Below are 19,379 nucleotides of genomic sequence, written 5' to 3'. Positions count from 1 at the left end.
GTCCTGGCGTTGCCGCAGTGCCTGCTCCTGTTGCGCTTGCTGCTGGCGGCGTGCCTGCTCCTGTTGCGCCTGTTGCTGCTGGCGCTGCTGGTTCTGTGCTGCCTGCTGCTGCATCTGCTGGCGTCGGGCCTGCTCTTGCTGGTCCTGGCGCTGTCGCACAGCTTGTTCCTGCTGCGCTTGCTGCTGGCGGCGTGCCTGCTCCTGTTGTGCCTGCTGCTGTTCGCGCAACTGGTTCTGTGCCACCTGCTGCTGCATCAGCGCCTGCTGTTGCTGTTGCTGTTGGGCGCGTGCTTGCTGCTGCTGTTGTTGCTGCGCCGCCTGCCATGCCGCCACACCCGGTGGCGGCCCGTTGCGATCGCCACCGTAGTTGTTGTTGTAGACGTTGCGCACGTTGTTGACGACCGTGGTCGAGCGCGAGACGTACGTGCTGTTGTTGTAGACGACTGCAGGCCGGTAGGCGGGCGGCGGCGGTGCGGCACGGTCGCGCCAGCGCGGTGCGCCCCAGTTCATGTTCCACGCATTCCAGCCCCAGCCGTGGCGCTCCAGCGCCGAGCCGACGATCACGCCGCTGCCAAAGGCGAGGGCGCCGACGGCGGCCACCTGGCCGCGGCTGTAGCCGGGCTCGGGTGGTGGGGGTGGCGGTGCATAGGCATAGCCGGGGTAGACGGGCACGGGCATGTCGTACACCACCTGCGGGTCGTAGCGCGGCACGTACACCACGTCGGGCTGCACAGGCTCGATGGTGATGAACTCTTCGGGCGGCTCGATCACCATGGGGCCCGCGTACGCGGGCTGCATGTCGGGCGCGGGCGTGTAGTTGGACGGCGGCGCGGCGCGCGCCACGCGCAGCTTGTCGTTGTTCTTGAGGCGGCCGGCCTTCGAGGCGCGCTGGCGCATCACCTGGATCGCGTTCATCACGTCGGCTGGGTCGTTGTAGTAGGCCTTGCCCAGCGATTCGGTCCACGCGATGTTGCCGGCCATCTGCTCCATCACGGGCCGGAACGCGGTCAGCGACTTCACGCTCGGGTCCCACGACTGCTGGTTGGCCGCATCGGCGAGCGGGCCGGCCTTGAGCGAGCGGTTCTGTTGCAGCCAGTCGTGCGCCGCGGTGATCTGCTCGGGATAGGTGGCGCCGGCCAGGACCTGCGCGACGAGCTTGTCGGGGTAGAGCGCGATCGGCGCGACCAGCTGGTAGAGCTGCTCGGCCGACGGCGGTGTGTAGGCGGCCGGCACCGGGGCCGCAGCGGGCGCGGGTGCCGATGGTGCCGTGGCTGGTGCTTCAGCAGCGGCTGGAGGAGGCGGTGCGGGCTTGTCGCAGCCTGCAATGAACAACGCTGCGACGCACAGCGAGGCCATGAGGCGCCGCTGAAGCACGGGGAGGCGGGGAGAGGGTGTCATCTGGCTGGTCCTGAAGACGCCGGCATGGTGCCCGGAACTCCTTCAACGGCGGGCCAGGGCAGGCGATGACACAGCCTGCGCCTCGGATGCAACGGTCTGTGTCGGCGGCGCGCCGCCCGTCCTGTCGGCGCAGGACCACGAGACCTCGCGAACGCGTTGTTACTTCGCGCCGCCCGAGTACTTGGTGACGCTGCTGGCCTTCACGTGGTACCCGCTCACGCCCATCATCGAGTCGTTGCGCAGCGTCTGCAGCTTGCCGGTGACCCACACGGTGTCCATGGCGCGGAACTTGGCGCCCTTCTGCGGAACGACGTGCAGGATCTGGTTGGCCGGCGGCGGCGGCGTGTGGATGCAGGCGCCGAAGTAGGGCACGAGCAGGAACTCGGTGACCTCGCCCTTGGCCTCTTCGAGCGGCACGATGAAGCCGGGGATCTTCACCTCCACGCCGTTGAGCGCGGGGTTGGTGGGCGCGTTGTTCGACACCTCCTGCATCTTCATGAGCAGTTCGTTGGCGCGCGGGTCGCCGTCGTCGAGCGTGCTCAGGTCGATGCCCTTGAAGGCCTTGGCCGGGTCCCAGTCCTTGGGCACCAGTTCTTCCCAGCTGATCTGGCGCGGCTGGCCCGTCGCGGCCTGCGGCGCGGTGGCGGCCGGCTTGCCGCCCAGCGGGTTGGTCGCGGTGGTGTCCTTCGGTGCGGGCTCGGCGGCCCAGGCGGCGACTGCGAGGCCGGCGCCGGCCAGCAGCATCGACAGGGCGGTGAGCACGCGGGGTGTGGGGGTCTTCGTCATGGTCAGATTCTCGGAGAAAGGCCGTCGGCCAGCGACAGGCGATAGGCCCGGATGCCGGGCAGCAGGCTCGCGAGCCAGCCCGCGACCAGCAGGCTCGCCGTCAGCAGCCATTCGTTCAGTGTAGGTTCGGACAGGCTCAGTGTCAGGCCGAACTGCGCCTGCAGCCATGGCGAGAGCAGGGCGATGCCGAGTACCGCCATCGTCACGCCCAGCAGCACGCCCAGCACGGTGACCAGCGCGCCTTCAAGCGCGAGCAGCGCCAGCACGTGGCGCAGGCCTGCGCCCACCGCGCGCAGCACGGCGAGTTCGCGGCGGCGTTCGTTCAGGCCCGCCATCACCACCGACACCAGCCCCGCGAGGCTCACGAGCGCGACCAGTGCCGACATCAGCAGCAGCGCGTTTTCGCCGATGCCGATCACGCTCCACAGCTCGTCGAGCGCCACGCCGGGCAGGATGGCCATCAGCGGCTCGCCGGTGTAGGTGGAGATCCAGCGCTGCACGCCGAACACCGCGGCGCGGTTCTTCAGGCCGACGAGCGCGGCCGTCACGTTCTTGGGCGTGAGGTCGAACTTGCGCACCTGCTCGGCCGGAATCTTCACGCCCGGCATCGGCGCGCCGCCCACCCATTCGAGGTGGATGGCCTCCATCGCCGCGAGGCCGATGTGCACCGTGCGGTCGACTGGCGTGCCGGTGCGCGCGAGCACGCCCACCACGGTGAAGGGCTTGTCGGCATGCTCGGCCACGTTGAGCTCGCCGCTGCCGTGCGCCAGCGTGATCTTCTGGCCCACGTGGTAGCCGAGCTTGTCGGCCACCTCGGCGCCGACCACGGCATCGAACAGCGCATCGAAGGGCTTGCCTTCGCGCAGCTTCAAGGTCTGGCGGTCGCCGTAGCGGAAGTGCGAGAAGTACTCGGGCGTGGTGGCGAGCACCGAGAAGCCGCGGTGCGAGTCGCCCAGCGACAGCGGCACGACCCAGTCGACGCCGGGGTGCGCCTGCAGCGCCTGCACGCTCTTCCACGAGATGTTGTTGGTGGCCGCGCCGATGCGGAACACCGAGTACAGCAGCAGCTGCGTGGAGCCGGTGCGCGCGCCCACGATGAGGTCGGTGCCCGAGACCGACGACGCGAAGTTCTCGCGCAGTTCGGTGCGAATGCGTTCCACGCCGAGCAGCAGGAAGGTCGACAGCGCGATCGAGAACACAGTGAGCGCGAGCGTGAAGCGGCGGTTCCAGGCGCTGCGCCAGGCAATCGAAAAGAGTGCTTTCATGCGTCCACCGCCATCGCGCTCGATGCCGCACGGTTGATCTCCGGCAGCAGCACGTGCCGCGCGAAGCGTGGCGCAATGCGCTGGTCGTGGCTCACGAACACGAGCGCGCTGTGGTTCACGGCGCAGGCCGTGAGCAGCACGTCGAGAAAGGCTTCGCGCCGGTCTTCGTCGAGCGCGGACGTGGGCTCGTCGGCAATGACGACCTCGGGCTGTCCGATGAGCGCGCGTGCCGCGGCCACGCGCTGCTGCTGGCCCACGGAGAGCTGCAGCGCCTGGCGCTTCCACAGGCTGCGGTCCAGCCCCATCTGGTCGAGCAGGTGCTCCGCCTCGTCGCGCGAGCTGCCGTTGCGTGCGGCCTGCGCCTCGCGGCGCGCGGAGAAGCGGCAGGGCAGCAGCACGTTGTCGAGCACGCTCAGGTACGGCAGCAGGTTGAACTGCTGAAAGATGTAGCCCACATGCGCCACGCGGCAGCGATCGCGCTGCGTGCCCGAGAGCTTGGACCAGTCGTGGCCCAGCAGCGTGACGCGGCCTTCGTCGGCCACCAGCACGCCGGCCAGCAGCGACAGCAGCGTGCTCTTGCCGCAGCCGCTCGGGCCGTGCAGGAACACGGACTCACCCGCCGTGATGCGCAGGGCTTCGATGTCGATGCACGGTGTCTTCACGCCGGGCCAGGTGAAGCGCAGGGCTTCGGCGGCGAGCACGATGCGCAAGGGCGCAGTGGTGTCGGCCTGCGGAGCGGTGCTCACGCTGTCACTTGCCCAGCGTCAGGCGGGAAGGCTGCGCCGCCTGCGCGCCGCTCGGGCGCTTCAACTGGCGCTTGGACTGGCCTTGAGCAGTGGCGATCTGCACGTCGATCTGGCGTGCGCCCTTGAAGGCCGCAAACAGGTTCACGTCGATGAACTTCGCGGCTGCGGCCTGGGTGCAGTTGAAGGAGAAGGAAGCGTCGAGGTCGGCATGTCCGCCCGATTCGGCCGGGTCGGGGTTGCCCAGGCCCAGCGCGCCGGAGCGCAGGTCGACGGGGCCGAGCTTGCAGTTGGCGGCGGGGTCGATGGCGAAGAGCTTGTCGGCGGCGCGCAGCTGGGCGATGGCGGCCTCGACGGTCTTCTTCTCGGCGTCGGTCTTGGGCGCACGCTCGAAGCCGACGATGTTGTCCAGCGGCGATTCCATTGCGATGATGACGGTGGGCCCGTCGATGGCCACGTCGAGCTTGAGCTGGCCGTGCACATGCGCGTGCTGTTGCTGGGCCTGGGTGGGCAGGGCGGCGGCCGTGAAGAGCGCGGCGGCGGCCAGTGCGAAGCCGGATGAAACGCGTCGAAATCGGGTGTGCAGGGTGTGCATCATGGTTCTGCGCCTTGCCGGGTCGGCAGCCCCGGCGTGTTGCTCCATTCGCTCCAGCTGCCGGCATAGAGCGCGGTCGTCCCGAAGCCCGCGATCTGCATCGCGAGCAGGTTGGGCACGGCGCTCACGCCGCTGCCGCATTGGTGGACGACAGTTGCCGCATCGCGCCCCGCAAGCAATGCCTCGAACTCGGCACGCAGTTGCGCGGCGGGCTTGAACTTGCCATCGGGACCGATGTTGTCGGCGAAGGGCCGGTTCAGGGCCCCGGGGATGTGACCCGCGATCGGGTCCAGAGGTTCCACCTCGCCGCGATATCGTGCACCGGCCCGTGCGTCGATCAGCTGCTGGTCAGGTTGGCCGAGCCGACGCAACACGGTGTCGGTAGTCACGAGCTTCGCCAAGGGCTCGCCCTGTACGAAGTTCGACTGGAAGCGCGCGGGCTCGTCGCTGTCGGTCACCTCGCCGCCTGCGGCCTGCCAGGCCTGCAGGCCACCGTCGAGCACGGCCACGGCGTCGTGGCCCATCCACTTGAGCATCCACCACAGGCGCCCGCAGTAGTTGGCGCCGTTGCGGTCGTACACCACGGCCTGCATTTCGTTGGAGAAGCCCACCGACGACAGCCAGGTCGCGAACTTCTCGCGGCTGGGCAGCGGATGGCGGCCGCCCGAGGCGGGCACGCCGTCGTCTTGCGCGACCACCACGTCGCCGCGTGCGCCGGGCAGGCCGTGCTTCGCGCTGAGGTCGGTGTCGAGGTTGGCGTACTGCGCGCCGGGGATGTGCGCGGCGGCGTACAGCTGCGCGCCGGCCTCGGGCTTCATGAGATCGAAGCTGCAGTCGAACACCATGAGGGGCGAGTCGCCCTCGCGCAGCTGCCTCAGTTGTTCGACGGAGATGAGGGTGGTGTACATGGCGAGAACTCCTTCGAAAAAATGATCGGCGATGGGTGCCGCTGCTGCCGCTGCGTTCAGTGTTCCTCGGCCGGCGCCTTCGGCACGGCCCGCTGGCGCAGCACGGTGGCCGCGATGCCGCTGGCGATGATCAGCGCCATGCCGCCCCAGCCGGCCGCATCGATGCGGTCGTCGAACAGCACCACGCTGTAGAAAGCCGCGAACACGATGCCCGAATATTGCAGGTTGGCGACCACCAGTGTGCCCGCCTGGGTCTTGGCGGTGGCGTAGGCGCGGGTCATGCACAGCTGTCCGAGCGCAGCCAGGAGGCCGATCGGCAGCAGCCACAGCGCATGCTGCCACGTCCACGAACTGCCGCCCGAAAACCCGGTCACGGCGGTGGCGAAGGCACCAGCCACGGCGGAGCCCACCGCGAAGTAGAAGACCGTGCGCAGCTCGGGTTCGCCGATGCGCGACAGCGCCACCACCTGCATGTAGGCGAAGGCGGCCGTGACGCCCGACAGCAGCCCCAGCATGCCAGCGAAGCCGTCGCCGCCGCCGACCGTGGGCTTGAGCATGAGCACCACGCCGGCAAAGCCCACGAGCACGGTCATCACCAGCGGGCCCTGCAGCGGCGGGCGCTCGATGCGGCCGTCGCGCCCGGGCACCGGCACCCAGGCCAGCAGCGCGCCGCCGACCAGGAAGGCCGCGACCCACACGCTGCTCATGTAGTTGAGCGTGACGGCGGTGGCCAGCGGCATGTGCGCGATGGCGTAGAACCACGCGCCCAGCGACACCACGCCGATGGTGCTGCGCCAGGCATGCATGCCGGGGTATCTGGTGGCGAGCGAGGTGCCGCGGTTGCGCGCCAGCAGCCAGAGAAACACGATGCCGATGAGGCCGCGCCCCAGGACCATCTCACCGCTGTTGAACCATTCCGAGGCAATCTTCACGACCACGCTCATGGTGGCGAACAGAAAGGCCCCGAGCACCATCCACAGCGCTTGCATCGATTGAATCCAGATCAGAAAAAAGAAAGCCCCGGCGGGTGCGGGGCGGCAGAGGCGAGGCTCAGACGGGTGGTTGCTGCATGGCGTTGCGGTACCACTCGTGGAACTGCTGCATGCCGTCTTCCATGGGGCTCTGGTAAGGGCCCGTTTCGTTGTCGCCGCGCAGCATGAGCGCGCGGCGGCCGGCGTCCATGCGCTCGGCGATCTCGTCGTCTTCCACGCAGGTTTCCATGTAGGCGGCCTGCTGGGCCTCGACGAACTCGCGCTCGAAGGCGACGATTTCCTCGGGGTAGAAGAACTCGACCATGTTGAGCGTCCTGGTCGGGCTCACCGGGTGCAGCGTCGACACCGTGAGCACGTGCGGGTACCACTCGATCATCACGTGCGGGTAGTAGGTGAGCCAGATCGCGCCGTACTTCGGCGGCTTGCCGTCGCGGTACTTGAGCAACTGCTCCTGCCACTTCTGGTACACGGGGCTGCCCGCGCGGCCCAGGCGGTTGGCCACGCCCACCGTCTGCACCGAGAACTCGGGCTTGAACTCCCAGCGCAGGTCGTCGCAGGTGACGAAGCTGCCCAGGCCGGGGTGGAACGGGCCGACGTGGTAGTCCTCCAGGTAGACCTCGATGAAGGTCTTCCAGTTGTAGTTGCACTCGTGCAGCTCGACGCGGTCGAGCGCGTAGCCCGAGAAGTCGAGGTCGGCCTGCGGGCCCAGGCCCGCCATGTCGGCCGCCACGTCGCGGCCGCTGCCGTCGGCGTTCTTCTCGAACAGAAGGCCGTTCCACTCGGTGAGCGGGTAGTTGTGCAGGTTCAGGCACGGGTCCTGGTCGAAATGCGGGGCGCCGATCAGCGTGCCGGTGGTGCGCGCGTCTTTCGCTGCGTAGGTCCAGCGATGCAGCGGGCAGACGATGTTGCCGCCGGTCTGCGCGTCGAGCTGGCCCCGGCCCTGCAGGATGAGGGCCTGGCGGTGGCGGCAGACGTTCGAGATGAGCTCCACGCCCTTGGGCGTGTGGACCAGCGCGCGGCCCTGGTGTTCTTGCGGCAGGGTGTGGAAGTCACCCGGCTCGGGCACGGCCAGTCGGTGCCCGACGTAGCGGGGCCCTCGCGCGAAAAGGTTCTGCATTTCGCGGGCGTACAAGGCCTCGTCGAAATACGCGGTAACTGGAAGTTGGCTCGCGGCCTGCTGCAGTTGAAGACTTAAATCAGACATGGAGGACCTGACCAAGCTCCCCACAGGGAGAAAAAAGAAAAACGGAAGGCGCCGTCTGCATGGGTGACGGCCCGAAGAGGTGTGCCGGTGCGACCGGCGGGGGAAGCGGCGATTGTACCCGGGGGACGTTTTCTCGCCCGCTGGGGTTTTGCCTCGCATCGCCGGGCGCTGTACAGGGTGTTGCAAAGGGCCGCGTGCACGCGCGCGGGCCGCCCGGCGGTTCGCAGCGCCCCCGCCCTAAAATGCTTGGTTTCATCCACGATTCGTTGCATGCCCAAGGTGCCTTCTCCTTCCACGACCAGCCCGGCGGCGACGCCCGACACCGGGCCGCTGCCCGCCAGCTACGAAGCCGGGCTCCAGGAACTGGAACAACTGGTTGCAGAACTCGAGTCGGGCCAGCTGCCGCTGGACCAGTTGCTGGGCAGCTACCAGCGCGGCGCCGCATTGCTTGCGTTCTGCCGCGACAAGCTGCAGGCCGTCGAGGACCAGATCAAGGTGCTCGACGCCGGCAGCCTCAAGCCCTGGACGGCCGAATGAGCGCCGTCCCGATGACCTCCGCTGCCACGACCGCCGTCACAGCCACGGCGTGGGACGCGAAGACGCTGGCCAACTGGGCCGAGCCCCATCTGGCCGCGGTCGAAGCGGCGCTGTCGCGCTGGGTCGGCGTCGATGCGCCGGTGCTGCTGGGCGACGCCATGCGCTATGCCGTGCTCGACGGCGGCAAGCGGCTGCGGCCGCTGCTGGTGCTGGCGGCCAATGAAGCGGTCGGCGGCAACGCCCATGCCGCGCTGCGTGCGGCCTGCGCCACCGAACTCATCCACGCCTATTCGCTGGTGCACGACGACCTGCCGTGCATGGACAACGACGTGCTGCGCCGCGGCAAGCCCACCGTGCACGTGAAGTTCGGGGAAGCCGATGCGCTGCTCGCGGGCGACGCGCTGCAGGCGCTGGCCTTCGAGCTGCTCACGCCCGAGGGCGACGAGGTGCCCGCAGCCATGCAGGCCCTGCTGTGCCGCCTGCTGGCGCGCTCGGCCGGCAGCCAGGGCATGGCCGGCGGCCAGGCCATTGACCTGGCCAGCGTCGGCATCGCACTCGACGAAATCCAGCTGCGCGAAATGCACCGCCTGAAGACCGGCGCGCTGCTGCAGGGCAGCGTCGAAATGGGCGCCGCCTGCGCCGCCGTGTCGTCGGCGGCACTGGCCGCGCTGCGCGACTACGGCGCCGCCATCGGCCTGGCGTTCCAGGTGGTCGACGACATCCTCGACGTCACGGCCGACTCGCACACCCTGGGCAAGACCGCCGGCAAGGATGCCGCGGCCGACAAGCCCACCTACGTGTCGCTGCTCGGCCTCGATGGCGCGCGCGCGCAGGCGAGCCAGCTGCTCGCCGATGCCATCGCCGCGCTGAACAAGAGCGGCCTGCCCGACACTGCCGCATTGCGCGCCCTGGCCCACATGGTGGTCGACCGCGACCGCTAGGATGAAACTTACCCCCAGTCTTCGCGCACTTCGTGTCGCTTCGCCAACCCCCTTTCAGGGGGCGACACCAGCAGCCCGGCAAAGCCGGTTCTGCGGTGCCTCCCCGATTGAATCGCGGCAGTTTCGTGCGCCGCGTGTCATGCGATGCGTGATGGAACACTGAGAAAAGAAAAAACCATGGCTCCGCTGCTTCCCACTCTCCACGACCCCTCGCCGATCCGCCAGTACGACCGGGCCCAGCTCAAGCAGCTGTCCGACGAGGTGCGCGCCTGCGTGCTCGACAACGTCTCGCGCACCGGCGGCCACCTGAGCTCCAACCTCGGCACGGTCGAGCTGACGGTGGCGCTGCACCATGTGTTCAACACGCCGCACGACCGGCTGGTGTGGGACGTGGGCCACCAGACCTACCCGCACAAGATCCTCACGGGCCGGCGCGAGCGCATGCCCACGCTGCGCCAGTTGGGCGGCATCTCTGGTTTTCCGCAGCGCACCGAGAGCGAGTACGACACCTTCGGCACCGCCCACTCGTCGACCAGCATCTCGGCCGCGCTCGGCATGGCCATGGCCGCCAAGCAGAAGGGTGAGAAGCGCCATGCCGTGGCCATCATCGGCGACGGCGCGCTCACGGCCGGCATGGCCTTCGAGGCACTCAACAACGCGGGCGTGTGCGACTGCAAGCTGCTGGTGATCCTGAACGACAACGACATGTCGATCAGTCCGCCGGTGGGCGCGCTCAACCGCTACCTCGCGCAGCTCATGAGCGGCAACTTCTACGCCGCCGCCAAGAGCGTCGGCAAGAGCGTGCTGCGCAATGCGCCGCCGCTGTTCGAGCTGGCCAAGCGCCTGGAGCAGCATGCCAAGGGCATGGTCGTGCCGGCCACGCTGTTCGAGCAGTTCGGCTTCAACTACGTCGGCCCGATCGACGGCCACGACATTGATTCGCTGGTGCCCACGCTCGAGAACCTCAAGCACCTGGACGGCCCGCAGTTCCTGCACGTGGTCACGAAGAAGGGGCAGGGCTACAAGCTCGCCGAGGCTGATCCGGTGGCCTACCACGGCCCAGGCAAGTTCGATCCCCAGGTCGGCCTGGTCAAGCCCGCCACGGCGGCCAAGCAGACCTTCACGCAGGTCTTCGGCCAGTGGCTGTGCGACACGGCCGCGCATGACGGCCGCCTCGTGGGCATCACGCCCGCGATGCGCGAAGGCTCGGGGCTCGTGGAGTTCGAGCAGCGCTTCCCCGACCGCTACTACGACGTCGGCATCGCCGAGCAGCATGCGGTCACGTTCGCGGCCGGCCTGGCCTGCGAGGGCCTCAAGCCCGTGGTGGCCATCTACTCGACCTTCCTGCAGCGCGCCTACGACCAGCTGATCCACGACGTGGCGATCCAGAACCTGCCCGTGGTGTTCGCGCTCGACCGCGCAGGTCTCGTAGGCGCCGACGGTGCCACGCACGCGGGCGCGTACGACATCCCGTTCCTGCGCTGCATTCCCAACATGAGCATCGCCTGCCCGGCCGACGAGCGCGAGTGCCGCCAGCTGCTGACGAGCGCCTACGAGCAGGATCACCCGGTGGCCGTGCGCTACCCGCGCGGCGCGGGCGCCGGCACCACGCCGAACCTCACGCTCGACGCGCTGCCGTTCGGCAAGGGCGAAGTCCGCCGCGAAGGCCAGCGCATCGCCATCCTCGCCTTCGGCACCTTGCTGTACCCGGCGCTCACCGCGGCCGAATCGCTCGACGCCACGGTGGTCAACATGCGCTGGGCCAAGCCGCTGGACGTCGAATTGCTGCTGCAGGTCGCGGGCACGCACGACGCGCTCGTCACGCTCGAAGAGGGCGCCATCATGGGTGGTGCGGGCAGTGCGGTGCTCGAGGCGCTGGAGGCCGCAGGCGTGCACAAGCCGGTGCTGCAGCTGGGCCTGCCCGACCGTTTCATCGAGCACGGCGATCCGGCCAAGCTGCTCGCATCGATCGGTCTCGACGCCGACGGCATTGCCGCCGCGATCAAGAAACGCTTCGTTTGACAAGAGGTCGCAGGGTAAACCCCCGCCGGCCGCCTGTAAGCGCGTTTTTACAATCAAAAGGACTCACAAAAGTCCCTGACGCGGTCACAAGCCGCGTTTTGTTTTTTCCAAAGCACTCGGAGTGAATTCAATGGATCGTCGTTCCCTCATCAAAAACGCGGGCATCGCCGGCGTTCTGGCCGCTGGCATTGCCCCTGCCGTTCATGCGCAGGCCGCGGTTCGCTGGCGCCTGGCCTCGAGCTTCCCCCGCTCCCTGGACACCATCTTCGGCAGTGCTGAAATGCTCTCGAAGACGGTCAAGGCCCTGTCCAGCGGCAAGTTCGAAATCTCGGTCCACCCCGCGGGCGAACTGATGCCCGCGTTCGGCGTGGTCGATGCCCTGCAGGCCGACACGCTTGAAATGGCGCAGTCCGCTGCCTACTACTTCACCGGCAAGGACCCGATCTTCGCGTTCAGCTGCGCCGTTCCCTTCGGCCTGACGGCCCGCCAGAACGACTCGTGGAAAGAGTACGGCAACGGCCGCAAGCTGCTCGACGCCTTCTTCGCGCAGTACAACTTCCGCACCGTCAGCGCCGGCAACACCGGCACGCAGATGGGCGGCTGGTACCGCAAGGAAATCAAGACCGTCGAAGACCTCAAGGGCCTGAAGATGCGCATGGGCGGCGGCGTGTTCGGCGAGGCCATGGCCAAGATGGGCGTGGTGTCGCAGAACATGCCGGGCGGCGACGTGTACCAGGCGCTCGAAAAGGGCACGCTGGACGCCGCCGAGTTCGTCGGCCCGCACGACGACGAAAAGCTGGGCTTCAACAAGGTCGCCCCGTTCTACTACTACCCCGGCTGGTGGGAAGGCGGCGCCGACCTCGAGTTCTTCATCAACAACAAGGCCTTCGCCAAGCTGTCTGACGAGAACAAGGCCATCCTCGATGCCGCGACCAAGGTTGCCGCGCGCGACATGACCGCCAAGTACGACGCCTACAACCCCGTGGCGCTGAAGCGCCTCGTGGCAGCCAAGACGCAGCTCAAGGCCTTCCCGAAGGCCGTGATGGACGCCGGCTTCAAGGCCTCGATGGAAGTGTTCGCGATCCACGAAGGCAAGTCGCCCGAGTTCAAGAAGATCCACCAGGACATGCGCGCCTTCCAGCGCGACCAGATCCTGTGGAACCGCTTCTCGGAGTACCCGTTCAACCAGTACATGAACTCGGTCAAGATCTGACGATCTGCTGAGGCTTCATTCAAAGGCCGGTCTGCGCAAGCAGGCCGGCCTTTTTCTTTCGTACGCCATGTTCGCGGCATGAAAAAAGCCCCCGGGGTCGGGGGCTTTGGCTTGGGAAGGGGGAACGGCCGTTCAGGGCTTCTGCGGCGGCGTCTTCAATGCGTCCTGCATCGCCTTCATCGGATCGCTCTCGCCGGTCTCGGCTGCTGGCTCGGGCGTCGACGACGGGGCTGCTGCAGGAGCCGCAGGTGCCGCCCCTTCCGCGCCCGGCACTTCGACCTTCGGCTCGGACTCTTCCGCGCCGCCGTATGGGTCGGCCGGCGGTGCGCCTTCTTCGGGCTTCAGGCTGTCGCGCATCTGCGCGCCGATGTCGTCGAGGTTGACCTTCACTTCCTTGTCAAGGCTGCCCGTCACGATCTGCGGGAACGCGATCAGCACGCCCACCATCGTCAGCTGGATCAGCACGAAGGGAATCGCGCCCTTGTAGATCTGCATCGTGGTCACGGGTTCCATGACCTTCTGCGTGACGCGGTCCACGTATTGCTTCTCGGGCGCGACCGAGCGCAGGAAGAACAGCGCGAAGCCGAAGGGCGGGTGCATGAACGAGGTCTGCATGTTCACCGCCAGCAGCACGCCGAACCAGATCAGGTCGATGCCCATCTTGTGCGCCACGGGGGCCAGCAGCGGCACCACGATGAACGACAGCTCGAAGTAGTCGAGGAAGAACGCCAGGAAGAAGATCAGCACGTTCACTGCGATCAGGAAGCCCACCGGGCCGCCGGGCAGCGAGGTCAGCAGGTGCTCGACCCAGATCGGGCCATCGGCGGCCTGGAACACCAGGCTGAACACCGTTGCGCCGATCAGGATGAACATCACGAAGCTCGACAGCCGCGTGGTCGAGCCCAGCGCCTGCTTGAGCAGCGAGAAGCTCATGCGACGGCGCACCCAGGCCATCACCAGCGCGCCCATGGCACCCATGGCGCCGCCTTCGGTGGGCGTGGCCACGCCCAGGAAGATGGTGCCCAGCACCAGGAAGATCAGCAGCAGCGGCGGGATCAGCACGAAGGTGACCCGTTCGGCCAGGCGCGACAGCAGGTTGAGCTTGAGGCCCTTGTTGATCAGCGCGATCACCAGCGCGACGAACACACCGCCGCACATGGCGACCACGACCTTCTCGTCGGTGGCCACGAAGGTCACGGGCTCGCCCTGGAACCAGGTGTGCACGGTCTCCATGTTGCGCGCCAGGAACACGGCCACGACGGCCGACAGCGCGGTGATGCCCACCAGCGAGGCGTAGCCGCCGCTGCCGTTGGGTTCACGGAAGGTGCGTGCCTCGGGTGGCAGCGCGGGCACATGCGTGGGCTTGAAGATCGCGAGGAACACCACGTACAGCACGTACATGCCCATCAGCAGGAAGCCGGGCAGGAACGCGCCCTTGTACATGTCGCCGACGCTCCTGCCGAGCTGGTCGGCCATGATGATCAGCACCAGCGAGGGCGGGATGATCTGCGCCAGCGTGCCCGAGGCGGCGATCGCGCCGCTGGCCAGGCGCCGGTCGTAGCCGTAGCGCAGCATGATGGGCAGCGAGATCAGGCCCATCGAGATGACCGATGCCGCCACCACGCCGGTGGTGGCCGCCAGCAGCGCGCCGACGAAGATCACCGCCAGGGCGAGGCCGCCGCGCATCGGGCCGAAGACCTGGCCGACCGTGTCGAGCAGGTCTTCCGCCATGCCGCTGCGCTCCAATACGAGCCCCATCAGCGTGAAGAAGGGCACCGCAAGGAGCGTGTCGTTGGCCATGATGCCGATGAGCCGCTGCGGCAGCCAGGCCATGACGGACGACTGGAACACGCCCAGCTCGATGCCCACGAGCCCGAAGAACAGGCCGCAGGCGCCGAGGCTGAACGCGACGGGAAAGCCCAGCAGCAGGAAGCAGATCAACCCCGCGAACATGATCGGGGCGAAGTTGGCAACAATGAATTCCATGGTGTCTTTTCTGCCTTGGCCGTTCAGTGCTGGGGCTTGGCCGCGGCGGCGTCCGCCTCGGCCTGGCGACGCAGCGCCTCGATGAGTTCGTCTTCAGCGGTCTTGTCGGTCAGGCGGCCCATCGGGTCAGGCCCTTCGCCGCGCAGGAACGCGATGCGCTTGATGAGTTCCGACCAACCCTGCAGCATCAGCAACACGAAGCCCACCGGCAGTGCCGCCCAGACCGGCCAGCGGATCAGGCCGCCCGAGTTGCCGGACATCTCGCCCGACTGGTACATCTGGATCACGACCGGTGTCGACAGCCACAGCACCGTGATGCAAAGCGGCGTGAGGAAGAGGGCGAAGCCGACGATGTCGATCCACACCTGCGTGCGCTTGGACAGGCGGCTGTTCACCACGTCGATGCGCACGTGCTCCCGCTGCAGCAGCGTGAGGCCGGCGGCCACGAGGAACGACCAGGCAAAGAGGTACCACTGCACTTCGAGGAAGGCGTTGGAACTGGTGTTGAAGACCTTGCGGACGATCGCGTTGAGGGCGCTGATCACCGTGGCGGCCAGGATGAGCCAGATGGCGTATTTGCCGACCTGGGCATTGAGCCAGTCAATGGCCCGGGACAGCTTGAGCAAGCCTTGCATTACATCTCCATTTTTGTATTGGATGCCCCGATACGACGGCACCCGACGCACTGGCTTTGTGTGCCAACGGGTCGGGTGCGTGAGGCGGCACGAATTCTATCGGTGTACGGGGAAAGTTCTTTTCGGGTCCTACCCAGGGCCGCCGTGGTGGCCATAATGCGGCATGGCCCAGACTCCGCGCCCCCCTCCGGCCCCGGCGGCAGCGGGCCCGCTGTCGATCGACTCTCCCGACATGCGCCGCGCCGGCCGCGACCTGCTGTCGCTGGCTCTCATCGACGCGCGCAACCACACGCTGCACCTGCTGTCCCTGCTCGAAGAGGCACTGGGCGAAAGCATGCGCGTGCCGCAGCAGCAGGCCGTGCTGCCGCCGGTCTGGCTGGCGGGCCACATCGGCTGGTTCGCCGAATGGTGGATCGGGCGCAACACGCAGCGCGCCTTCGGCATCGACTGCCCGGTGCGCCCCACGCGGCTGGCCGCCATCGACCCCGACGCCGACGACTGGTGGAACCCCGCCCAGGGCGCGGCCGAGCGCTGCTGGTCGCCCGACCTGCCGGGCCTGGGCCAGACCAAGGCCTACCTGCTCGAAACCCTCGAGAGCACGCTCGAACTGCTGGAGAACGCCGCTGAAACCGATGCCGGCCTGTACTTCTACCGGCTCGCGCTGTTCCATGAAGACCTGCGCGGCGAACAGCTCGTGGTGCTGGCGCAGACGCTGGGCCTGCCGCTGAACATCGAGCCGGCGCCCATCGCCGTCACGCGCGAGCCGCTGCTGGTGCCTGCCACGCGATGGGAGCTCGGCCTGCCCGAGCACAGCGGCTTCATGTTTGCGCAGGAAGGCGCGGCGCATCGCGTGGACGTGCCCGAGTTCGAGATCGACGCCCAGCCCGTCACCTGGGACCAGTACATCCAGTTCGTCGACGACGGCGGCTACGACCGCGAGGAGCTGTGGCACGGCGACGGCTGGCGCTGGCTCGCCGCGCAGACCGAAGGCCGGCGCGGCCCGCGCCATGTGGAGCAGATCGGCGTGGCCCGCAACGGCACAGGCGGCTCGGTGCTGCAGCAGCGCTTCGGCGTCACCGTGCGCGCGGCCGGGCACCACAGCGCCGTGCACCTGAGCTGGTGGGAGGCCGACGCCTGGGCGCGCTGGGCCGGCCGGCGCATCGCGACCGAGGTGGAATGGGAAATCGCGGCCCACACGGCCGCGCGGCGCGGCTTCCGCTGGGCCGACGTGCACGAGTGGACGGCTGGCACGCTGCAGCCCTGGCCGGGTTTCCGCGCCGATCCGTGGAGTGCCGGTGGCGAGTTCGATCCGGTGGCCGCTTTCGGCCGGGCGCGCGTGCTGCGCGGGGCCTCGTTCGTGACCCGCGCGCGGCTGCGCTCGCCACGCCGCCGTGGTTTCGCCATGCCCGATTCCGACAACGGCTTCTTCGGTTTTCGCACCTGCGCGCTGTAGCCGCGCGTCAGGGCCGTTCGCCGCCCGCTTCCGACGACAGCGGAGGCGCGACTTCTTCCAGCGGCTTGCGCTCCGCGTCGGCCGCATGGCGCAGCGCCAGCAGCCCCGCGACGATGACGAGCGCGGCGCCGATCAGGTAGCCGACCATCACCGCGCCGCGGCTGCCGGTTTCGATCAGCAGCCCGAACAGCACCGGCGCCGCGAAGCCGCCCGCGCCCATGCCGATGGCATAGAAGATCGCGATGGCCATGGCGCGCATCTCGAGCGGGAACACCTCGCTCACCGTGAGGTAGGCCGAGCTGGCCGCCGCCGACGCCAGGAAGAACACCGCCGACCAGCACAGCGCCTGGCTGCGCGCATCGAGCCAGCCCTGCATGAAGGCCCAGCCCGTGAGCGCCAGGCCCGCGCCCGCGAGTACATAAGTGAGCGCGATCATCTTGCGCCGGCCCACGCTGTCGAACAGCGGGCCCAGCAGCAGCGGGCCAAGCACGTTGCCCAGCGCAAACGGAAAGATGTACAGCGCCACGCGACCTTCGGCCACGCCGTAGAAGCGCGTGAGCACCAGCGCGTAGGTGAAGAAGATCGCGTTGTAGAAAAACGCCTGCGACACCATGAGCGCCACCGCCACCACGCTGCGCGCCCGGTAGCGCCGAAGCAGCACGCGCGCCACTTCCCGCATCGGCGGGCTGTTCTGGCGCGCGGCGGTGTACGTCACGTGGCCTTTCGCGGCGGGCAGCGGGCCGTGCTGCACTTCGACTTCGCGCTCGATGTCCGCGACGATGCGCTCGGCCTCCTGGGCGCGCCCGTGCGCGATGAGCCAGCGCGGGCTCTCGGGCACGTGGCGGCGCACCAGCAGGATCGCCACCGCCAGCACTGCGCCCAGCGCGAAGCCCGCGCGCCAGCCCCACACCGGGCCGATCACGCGCGCGTCGAGCAGCACCAGGCTCAGCGCCGCGCCGAGCGCCGCACCGATCCAGAAGCTGCCGTTGATCGCCAGGTTGACGCGCCCGCGCACGCGCGCCGGAATGAGTTCGTCGATGGCCGAGTTGATGGCCGCGTACTCGCCGCCGATGCCCAGCCCCGTGACGAAGCGGCACAGCGCGAAGAAGGCGAAGTTGGTGGAGAAGGCCGTGGCCAGCGTGCCCAGCGTGTAGACCACGAGCGTGAGCAGAAAGAGCTTCTTGCGCCCGAGCCGGTCGGTGAGGCGACCGAAGACCAGCGCGCCGATCACCGCGCCCGCGATGTAGATCGAGCCCGACCAGCCGATCTCTGCGGCCGTGAGCCCGAGCGTGTCGGGCCGCTCCAGCACCGCGCCGATGGAGCCCACCAGCGTGACCTCGAGGCCGTCGAGGATCCAGGCCACGCCCAGCGCGATCACCACGCGCCAATGCCAGCGCGACCACGGCAGGCGGTCCAGGCGGGCAGGAATGTCGCTGCGCAGAACCGTCATGCGGGGCATTATGCGAAGCGCATCGCCCTCTGCCTTGTAGGACCGGCGCTGCAATGCGCCGGTCTGTCAGCGCTTCTTCAGGCCGCGACGGCCGCCGTCACCTGCTGGATGCCCATGGCTTTCAGCGTGTCGGCAATGGCCGCGACCGCGCCCGGGATGCCCGCGTCGCCGAAGTGCCCCATGCAGCCCACGCGGAAGGTCTCGACCTGCGTCAGCTTGCCGGGGTAGAGGATGTAGCCGCGCTTCTTCACCTCCTGGTAGAAGGTCTTGAAGTCGTAGTTGGCATCGTCGGGCGCATGGAAGGTGACGATGATCGGCGCCTGGATCGCCGGGTCGAGAAAGGGCCGGAAGCCCAGCGTGGCGAGGCCGTCGACCAGCGCCTTGCAGTTGCGCGTGTAGCGCCCGCCGCGCGCGGGCAGGCCGCCTTCCTCGATGTACTGCGCGATGGCGGTGTCGAGCGCGGCCACCACGTGCGTGGGCGGCGTGAAGCGCCACTGCGTGGTCTTCTCCATGTAGACCCACTGGTCGTACAGGTCCATGCTCAGCGAGTGGCAGTTGCCTTCGCACTTTTCGAGCGTGCTGCGCTTGACGACGACGAAGCCCATGCCCGGCACGCCTTCGAGGCACTTGCCCGAGGCGGCGACCACGGCGTCGAACGGCGTCTTGCGCGCGTCGATGTCCAGGGCGCCGAAAGAACTCATCGCATCGATGATCAAGCCGCGCCCGTGCCTGGCGACGACCAGCGCGATCTCGTGCAGCGGGTTGAGCACGCCGGCGCCCGTTTCGCAGTGCACCACCGCGACGTGCGTGATGGACGGGTCGGCCGCGAGGGCGCGGTCGACGTCGGCGGGCGAGACCTGCTTCTCCTCGGTGTAGTCGATGGTCGTGAGCTTGCGGCCCAGCACCTTGCAGATCCTGGCCAGGCGCTGGCAGTACGCGCCGTTGCTCGGCACCAGCACATGGCCGTTGCGCGGCACGATCGTGCCGATGGCCGCTTCGACCGAGAAAGTGCCGCTGCCTTGCAGGGGCACGCACTCGTGGGTGCCCGTGCCGTGCACGATGTTGAGCACTTCCTTGCGGATGCGCGCCGTGATCTGGTTGAAGTCGGCGTCCCATGAACCCCAGTCGCGCAGCATCGCTTGGCGGGTGCGCTCCGAGGTGGTCAGGGGGCCGGGCGTGAGCAGGATGGGGGTGGCTTGACTCATGGTGTCTCCAGGCAGGGAAAGGGAATGAGAGCGAGAGGTGACGTGT

At 68.3% G+C, this 19,379-nt stretch carries 17 protein-coding genes; 5 read left to right on the top strand and 12 right to left on the bottom strand.

Annotated features, from left to right (window positions below; translation table 11 throughout):
* From ASD34_RS28390 to ASD34_RS22975, 8 genes are all read right to left on the bottom strand, one after another.
* On the bottom strand, positions 1 to 1,398 hold a 1,398-nt coding region (locus tag ASD34_RS28390; RefSeq protein ID WP_235510210.1), incomplete at its 3' end, for a DUF3300 domain-containing protein.
* A gap of 159 nt (positions 1,399 to 1,557) precedes the next feature.
* Positions 1,558 to 2,184, bottom strand: a complete 627-nt coding sequence (locus ASD34_RS23005; protein WP_056582790.1) for a DUF3299 domain-containing protein — start codon at positions 2,182 to 2,184, stop codon at positions 1,558 to 1,560.
* A 2-nt stretch (positions 2,185 to 2,186) separates the two neighbouring features.
* The gene (locus ASD34_RS23000) at positions 2,187 to 3,449 is read right to left on the bottom strand and encodes an ABC transporter permease (protein ID WP_056582788.1); all 1,263 of its coding nucleotides are present in this window, start codon (positions 3,447 to 3,449) and stop codon (positions 2,187 to 2,189) included.
* Complete coding sequence (locus tag ASD34_RS22995; RefSeq protein WP_056582786.1) at positions 3,446 to 4,195, bottom strand: ABC transporter ATP-binding protein; 750 nt, start codon at positions 4,193 to 4,195, stop codon at positions 3,446 to 3,448. The genes ASD34_RS23000 and ASD34_RS22995 overlap by 4 nt, the downstream gene beginning before the upstream one ends.
* A gap of 4 nt (positions 4,196 to 4,199) precedes the next feature.
* Positions 4,200 to 4,790, bottom strand: coding sequence for a DUF2796 domain-containing protein (locus tag ASD34_RS22990; protein ID WP_235510208.1), 591 nt, complete (start codon positions 4,788 to 4,790; stop codon positions 4,200 to 4,202).
* The gene (locus ASD34_RS22985; protein WP_056582785.1) at positions 4,787 to 5,695 is read right to left on the bottom strand and encodes a sulfurtransferase; all 909 of its coding nucleotides are present in this window, start codon (positions 5,693 to 5,695) and stop codon (positions 4,787 to 4,789) included. Before ASD34_RS22985 ends, ASD34_RS22990 begins: the two co-directional genes overlap by 4 nt.
* A gap of 56 nt (positions 5,696 to 5,751) precedes the next feature.
* On the bottom strand, positions 5,752 to 6,684 hold the full coding sequence (locus tag ASD34_RS22980; protein WP_056582782.1) for a DMT family transporter: 933 nt from the start codon (positions 6,682 to 6,684) through the stop codon (positions 5,752 to 5,754).
* 61 nt (positions 6,685 to 6,745) lie between these two features.
* Entirely contained in the window at positions 6,746 to 7,891 is a 1,146-nt protein-coding gene (locus tag ASD34_RS22975) for an aromatic ring-hydroxylating oxygenase subunit alpha (protein ID WP_056582780.1), read from the bottom strand.
* A 270-nt stretch (positions 7,892 to 8,161) separates the two neighbouring features.
* Between ASD34_RS22975 and xseB the strand changes: the two genes are divergently transcribed.
* From xseB to ASD34_RS22955, 4 genes are all read left to right on the top strand, one after another.
* Positions 8,162 to 8,428 carry an exodeoxyribonuclease VII small subunit gene (gene xseB, locus ASD34_RS22970; protein WP_056582778.1) on the top strand — a complete coding sequence of 89 codons (267 nt, stop codon included), beginning with the start codon at positions 8,162 to 8,164 and terminating at the stop codon, positions 8,426 to 8,428.
* On the top strand, positions 8,425 to 9,369 hold the full coding sequence (locus ASD34_RS22965) for a polyprenyl synthetase family protein (protein ID WP_082549025.1): 945 nt from the start codon (positions 8,425 to 8,427) through the stop codon (positions 9,367 to 9,369). Before xseB ends, ASD34_RS22965 begins: the two co-directional genes overlap by 4 nt.
* A 177-nt stretch (positions 9,370 to 9,546) precedes the next feature.
* The gene (dxs, locus tag ASD34_RS22960; protein WP_056582775.1) at positions 9,547 to 11,391 is read left to right on the top strand and encodes a 1-deoxy-D-xylulose-5-phosphate synthase; all 1,845 of its coding nucleotides are present in this window, start codon (positions 9,547 to 9,549) and stop codon (positions 11,389 to 11,391) included.
* A gap of 130 nt (positions 11,392 to 11,521) precedes the next feature.
* Positions 11,522 to 12,604 carry a TRAP transporter substrate-binding protein gene (locus ASD34_RS22955; RefSeq protein WP_056582773.1) on the top strand — a complete coding sequence of 361 codons (1,083 nt, stop codon included), beginning with the start codon at positions 11,522 to 11,524 and terminating at the stop codon, positions 12,602 to 12,604.
* A 132-nt stretch (positions 12,605 to 12,736) separates the two neighbouring features.
* On the opposite strand, the gene ASD34_RS22950 is transcribed toward ASD34_RS22955, so the two are convergent.
* The gene (locus ASD34_RS22950; protein ID WP_056582771.1) at positions 12,737 to 14,590 is read right to left on the bottom strand and encodes a TRAP transporter large permease; all 1,854 of its coding nucleotides are present in this window, start codon (positions 14,588 to 14,590) and stop codon (positions 12,737 to 12,739) included.
* Between the two features lie 23 nt (positions 14,591 to 14,613).
* Positions 14,614 to 15,225 (bottom strand): TRAP transporter small permease subunit, encoded by a 612-nt coding sequence (locus ASD34_RS22945; protein ID WP_056582769.1) that lies wholly within the window; start codon positions 15,223 to 15,225, stop codon positions 14,614 to 14,616.
* Positions 15,226 to 15,388: 163 nt separating this feature from the next.
* Between ASD34_RS22945 and ASD34_RS22940 the strand changes: the two genes are divergently transcribed.
* Complete coding sequence (locus tag ASD34_RS22940; protein ID WP_056582767.1) at positions 15,389 to 16,678, top strand: SUMF1/EgtB/PvdO family nonheme iron enzyme; 1,290 nt, start codon at positions 15,389 to 15,391, stop codon at positions 16,676 to 16,678.
* Positions 16,679 to 16,685: 7 nt separating this feature from the next.
* Here ASD34_RS22940 and ASD34_RS22935 read toward each other — a convergent pair whose 3' ends face one another.
* Both ASD34_RS22935 and ASD34_RS22930 read right to left on the bottom strand, forming a co-directional pair.
* Positions 16,686 to 18,128, bottom strand: a complete 1,443-nt coding sequence (locus ASD34_RS22935) for an MFS transporter (RefSeq protein ID WP_056582765.1) — start codon at positions 18,126 to 18,128, stop codon at positions 16,686 to 16,688.
* A gap of 77 nt (positions 18,129 to 18,205) precedes the next feature.
* Entirely contained in the window at positions 18,206 to 19,333 is a 1,128-nt protein-coding gene (locus ASD34_RS22930) for a 2-aminoethylphosphonate--pyruvate transaminase (RefSeq protein WP_056582763.1), read from the bottom strand.
* Positions 19,334 to 19,379 lie beyond the last annotated feature (46 nt).

This window comes from Variovorax sp. Root473 (assembly GCF_001426505.1).
Classification (GTDB): domain Bacteria; phylum Pseudomonadota; class Gammaproteobacteria; order Burkholderiales; family Burkholderiaceae_C; genus Variovorax.
This window is presented reverse-complemented; position numbering and strand designations above follow the sequence as displayed.